This window comes from Pseudoroseomonas cervicalis ATCC 49957, assembly GCF_000164635.1.
In the GTDB taxonomy this organism is placed as follows: domain Bacteria; phylum Pseudomonadota; class Alphaproteobacteria; order Acetobacterales; family Acetobacteraceae; genus Pseudoroseomonas; species Pseudoroseomonas cervicalis.
Window position 1 is genome coordinate 891478 of the sequence record NZ_GG770778.1, and the last position, 4980, is coordinate 896457.

3 protein-coding genes and 1 pseudogene are annotated in these 4980 nt (G+C 73.9%); 1 reads left to right on the plus strand and 3 read right to left on the minus strand.

The features are described 5' to 3' along the window. Positions 1–109: 109 nt before the first annotated feature. Positions 110–1420, minus strand: coding sequence for an alpha/beta fold hydrolase (locus HMPREF0731_RS11030; RefSeq protein WP_007004202.1), 1311 nt, complete (start codon positions 1418–1420; stop codon positions 110–112). A 99-nt stretch (positions 1421–1519) separates the two neighbouring features. Then, positions 1520–2629 (minus strand): NAD(P)/FAD-dependent oxidoreductase, encoded by a 1110-nt coding sequence (locus HMPREF0731_RS11035; protein ID WP_420493607.1) that lies wholly within the window; start codon positions 2627–2629, stop codon positions 1520–1522. A 121-nt stretch (positions 2630–2750) separates the two neighbouring features. On the opposite strand from HMPREF0731_RS11035, the gene HMPREF0731_RS11040 reads away from it, so the two are divergent. Then, the gene (locus tag HMPREF0731_RS11040) at positions 2751–4571 is read left to right on the plus strand and encodes an ABC-F family ATP-binding cassette domain-containing protein (protein WP_007004204.1); all 1821 of its coding nucleotides are present in this window, start codon (positions 2751–2753) and stop codon (positions 4569–4571) included. Between the two features lie 10 nt (positions 4572–4581). Here HMPREF0731_RS11040 and HMPREF0731_RS25345 read toward each other — a convergent pair. Continuing rightward, a pseudogene (locus tag HMPREF0731_RS25345) lies at positions 4582–4980 on the minus strand (hypothetical protein); the annotation flags it as partial.

Here is a 4980-nt window from a genome sequence, read left to right on the forward strand (position 1 = left end):
CTACCGTGACGAGCGGGCCGAGGCGGCGCGCTGAGCCGCCGCCCCGGGGCGGATGGACGCAGGCCGGGCGGGGACACCCCGCCTGGCCTTTTTGATGCGCCGCTCCGGGTCAGGACAGCTCCGGCGGGGTGACGCGCATCGCCCACATCTGCCGCCGCCCGCCGCGCTCGGCATCGAAGGTCGAGTGGAAGCAGCGGCGTTGCAGCAGCAGCTCGGCCACGCCGTCGCGCGCCGTCACCGAGACGGACAATTCGCCGCCCGGCCGCTCCTCCACCGGCAGGCGCTGCGGGCCGCCGGGCTCCGGCGTGTAGGCGGCCAGCTTGCGGGCGCCGCCCTGGTTGCTGGCCGGCGGCGGGTCGGCGCGGAAGCGCAGGGTCAGGCTCTCCTCGCCCTGCCGCGCCGGGTGCAGCAGCCGCAGCAGCGCCAGCGGGCCGAGCGAGGCGGCAGCGCCCAGCAGCACCGCCTCCGTGCTGCTGTAATGCGCCTCCCACCCCCCGGCGAGCTTCTGCCGCACCTGTTGCAGCGGCCCGGCCAGGAAGCGCTCCAGCCGCGCCGCGTCGACCCGCTCCAGCGCGTCGCGCATCTGCCGCAGCGTGCCCAGCGCCTGCAGCGGCGCCACGGTGGAGCGCTCGATATCGCCCAGCAGCAAATCGGCCTGCGCCATCTCCCCGGCATAGAGCAGGCGCCGCGCCTCCAGCAGCAGGAAGGCGGGGCAATGGCTGAAGGCCAGATAGGCGCCGGTGGCCGCCGCCTGGGCCGAGGCGGGCTCGCCGCGCGCCAGCCGGTCCAGCAGCCGCTCCAGCCGGCCGGGGCGGCGCAGATGCTCCACCAGCCCGTGCGGCGCGTCGGCGCAGATGTAGAGGTTGCGCCAGCCCTGGTCGTGGAACCGCCGGGCGTTCTGGATGTCGAGCACATCCTGGTCGCCGAACAGCAGCAGGTAGCGCTGCGGGTCGCCCGCCAGCCGCGCCTCGGGCCGGGGCAGGGCGGGGGCGGCGTCGATCCAGTCCAGCGGCCGCGCCACGCCGCGGCCGAAGCGCGCGGTGTCCACCCCGATCGAGGGGGAGAGGGCGACCACCAGCGCCTGCGGCAGCGCCTCGGCCAGCAGCAGCGCGCCATAGCCCCCCATGCCGGCGCCGATCAGCGCCACCCGCTCATAGGGGCGCGCGGCGAGGAGGCCGCGCAGCCAGTCCAGCAGCGCCGCCCAGCCTTCCTCCGCATTGTACCAGCTGCGCAGCCGGTCGCGCAGGAACACCGCCGCGCCGCCCGGGCGCGGCAGCAGGCCGCGCAGGTCGAACCCCTCCGCCCCGCCGCCCGGCCGCGCGCCGGAGACGGCGATGACCAGGTGGCTGGCGTCCGGGCCGCTGTGGAACTCCGCCTCATAGGCGCCGAAGGCATGCAGGCCGGACACGGCTTCGGACAATCGGGCCTCCTGGAAGGACGGGTGGCAGGGTGGGCCGGAAAGGGGGGCGCCGCAGGCGGGCCGCACCCTCTCTAGCCGATCCGGCGCCGCGATGGCGATTCAGGCCGGTGCCGGAACGCCGGCCAGTTCGGCCACATGGGCCGCGATGGCAAGCGAGGCGGTGAGGCCGGGGCTCTCGATGCCGAACAGGTTGATCAGCCCGGCCTGGCCATGCACCGCCGGCCCCTGCACCAGGAAATCCTGCGCCGCCTGGCCGGGCGGCACGATCTTCGGGCGGATGCCGGAATAGCCGGGCTGCAGCGCGCCCTCCGGCAGGCCGGGCCAGTAGCGGCGGATGGCGGCGTAGAAGCTGTCGCCACGGCGCGGATCGACCTCGTAGTCGATGCGCTCCACCCATTCCACATCGGGGCCGAAGCGCGCCTGGCCGCCGAGATCGATGGTCAGATGCGTCCCCAGCCCCCCTGGCACCGGCACCGGATAGATCAGCCGCGAGAAGGGGGAGCGCCCGGCCAGGGTGAAGTAGTTGCCCTTGGCGTAGTAGGTGGGCGGCACATGGGTGGCCGGCATGCCCTCCAGCGCCGCGGCCAGGTGCTGCGCGTGCAGCCCCGCGGCATTGACCAGCAGGCGGCAGCGCAGCGCCATCGGCTCGGCGCCCCCCACCTCCAGCTCGGCGCCGCCCCCGGGCCGCAGCCGGCCGCGCGCCACCGGGCTGTGGAAGGCGAAGAGCGCCCCGGCATTCTCCGCATCGCCCTGCAGCGCCAGCATGTAGGCATGGCTGTCGATGATGCCGGTGGAGGGGGAGAGCAGCGCCGCGGTGCAGGACAGCGCCGGCTCCAGCGCCTGCGCCTCGGCGGCGGAGAGCAGGGTGAGGTCGGGCACGCCATTGGCGGCGGCGCGGGCCTGGATGGAGGCGAGCTTCTCGGCCTCCGCCGCGTCGGTCGCCACGATCAGCTTGCCGCAGCGGGCATGCGGCACGCCCTGGCCAGCGCAGTACTCGTAGAGGCGGTGCTTGCCCTCGACGCAGAGCCGCGCCATCAGGCTGCCCTTGGGGTAGTAGATGCCGGCATGGATCACCTCGCTGTTGCGCGAGGAGGTCTCGGTGCCGATGCCCTCGGCGGCTTCCAGCACCAGCACCTCGCGCCCGGCCAGCGCCAGGGCGCGGGCCACCGCGAGCCCGACCACGCCGGCGCCCACCACGATGCAATCCACCTCGTCCAAGGCCCGTTCCCCTTCTTCCTTTCCCCGTCAGGTAGCGTGGCGGGGCCGGCGGGGCCAGCCCCCCGGCTTTCTGTGCTTGACGGAAGCCGGCCGGGCCATCACGCAGCCTGTCATGGCCGCACCTCCGCTTCTGCTCCTCCAGGACATCCGCCTGGGCTTCGGCACCACGCCGCTGCTCTCCGGCGCCACCCTCTCGGTCGCGCCGGGGGAAAGGCTGGCGCTGATCGGCCGCAACGGCTCGGGCAAGTCGACCCTGCTGAAGATCGCGGCGGGGCTGGCCCAGGCGGATGGCGGCAGCCGCTTCCTCCAGCCCGGCGCCACGCTGCGCTACCTGGAGCAGGAGCCGGACCTCTCCGCCTATCCGAACGTGCTGGCCTATGTGCAGGCGGGCCTCGCCCCGGGCGACGATGAATATCGCGCGCACTACCTGCTGGAGCAGCTCGGCCTGAGCGGCGAGGAACTGCCGCGGAACCTCTCGGGCGGCGAGGGGCGGCGGGCGGCGCTGGCGCGCGCCCTGGCCCCCAGCCCCGACATCCTGCTGCTGGACGAGCCCACCAACCACCTGGACCTGCCGGCCATCGAATGGCTGGAGCAGGAGGTGGGCGCCATGCGCTCCGCTTTGGTGCTGATCAGCCATGACCGCCGCTTCCTGGAGAGCATGACGCGCGAGATGGTCTGGCTGGACCGCGGCATCACCCGCCGCCTGGCGCGCGGTTTCTCCCACTTCGAGACCTGGCGCGACGAGGTGCTGGAGCTGGAAGAAAAGGAGGCCCACAAGCTCGACCGGCAGATCGCCCGCGAAGAGGACTGGATGCGCTACGGCGTCACCGCCCGGCGCAAGCGCAATGTCCGCCGCGTGGCGGAGCTGGCCGGGCTGCGCCAGCAGCGCCGCGAGCGCCGCGCCGCCCAGGGGGGGGTGAAGATGGCGGTGGCCGAGGGCGAGGGCTCCGGCTCCCTGGTCATCGCCGCCGAGGATATCTGCAAGGTCTATGGCGAGCGGCCGATCGTGCGGGATTTCTCCACCCGCATCTTGCGCGGCGACCGGGTCGGCATCGTCGGCCCCAATGGCGCCGGCAAGACCACGCTGCTGTCGATGCTGACCGGGGTGCTCGCCCCCGATGCGGGCGCGGTGAAGCTCGGCACCAATTTGCAGATGATCACGCTGGACCAGCGGCGCGAGGCGCTGGACCCCGCCCTGACGGTGGCCGAGACGCTGACCGGCAAGCGCGGCGACCAGGTCTGGGTGAATGGCCAGCCGCGCCACGTCATCGGCTACATGAAGGACTTCCTGTTCCTGCCGGAGCAGGCGCGCAGCCCGGTCTCGGCCCTGTCGGGCGGCGAGCGGGGGCGCCTGCTGCTGGCCCGCGCCTTCGCCATGCCCTCCAACCTGCTGGTGCTGGACGAGCCGACCAACGATCTCGACCTGGAGACGCTCGACCTGCTGCAGGAGCAGATCGCCGAGTATTCCGGCACGGTCATCGTGGTCAGCCATGACCGCGACTTCCTCGACCGGGTGGCGACCAATGTCATCGCCTGGGAGGGGGAGGGGCGCTGGCAGGACTATGCCGGCGGCTATTCCGACATGGTGGCGCAGCGCGGCCATGGCGTGCGGGCCCGCGCCGACGCCCAGCCTGCCCCCGCCGCCAAGCCTGCGGAGTCGAAGCCTGCCGCCGCCGCGCCGACGGCGGCGACCCGGAAGAAGATGTCGTTCAAGGACCAGCATGAGCTGGAGACGCTGCCGGCGCGCATGCGCAAGCTGGAGGCCGAGATCGGCAAACTGAAAGAAATCCTGGCCGATCCGGGGCTCTATGCGCGCGACCGCGCCCGCTTCGACAAGGCGACCGAGCTGCTGGTGAAGGCCGAGACCGGCCTGGCCGAGGCCGAGGAACGCTGGCTGGAGCTGGAGATGCTGCGCGAGGAAGCCGGGGGGTAGGCGCCACTCCTCACGCCGCGCGCGGCGATGCCTCGGTCTGGTCGCGGCTGGCGGGGGCGGGGAAGCGGATCTCGCAGCGCAGCCCCTCCGCGCTGAACTCCATCCGCACCTGCGCGCCGGGGCCGAGGTCGCGCGCCAGGCCGCGCTCGAGGAAGCGCAGGCCGAAGCCGCGATGCGGCGGTGGCCCGGCCAGGCGCGGCCCGCCCTGCTCGCGCCAGCACAGGCAGAGCAGCCCCTCCGCCGGGCGGCCCCAGCGCAGGCTGACCCGCCCGCCGGCCGACAGCGCGCCATGCCGCGCCGCGTTGCCGGCCAGCTCGGTCAGGGCGATGACCAGGGATTGCGCCTGGGCGGGGCGCAGCGGCGTGGCCTCGCCCGGCGCGATGCAGAGCCGCCCGCCCTCGCGCCAGGG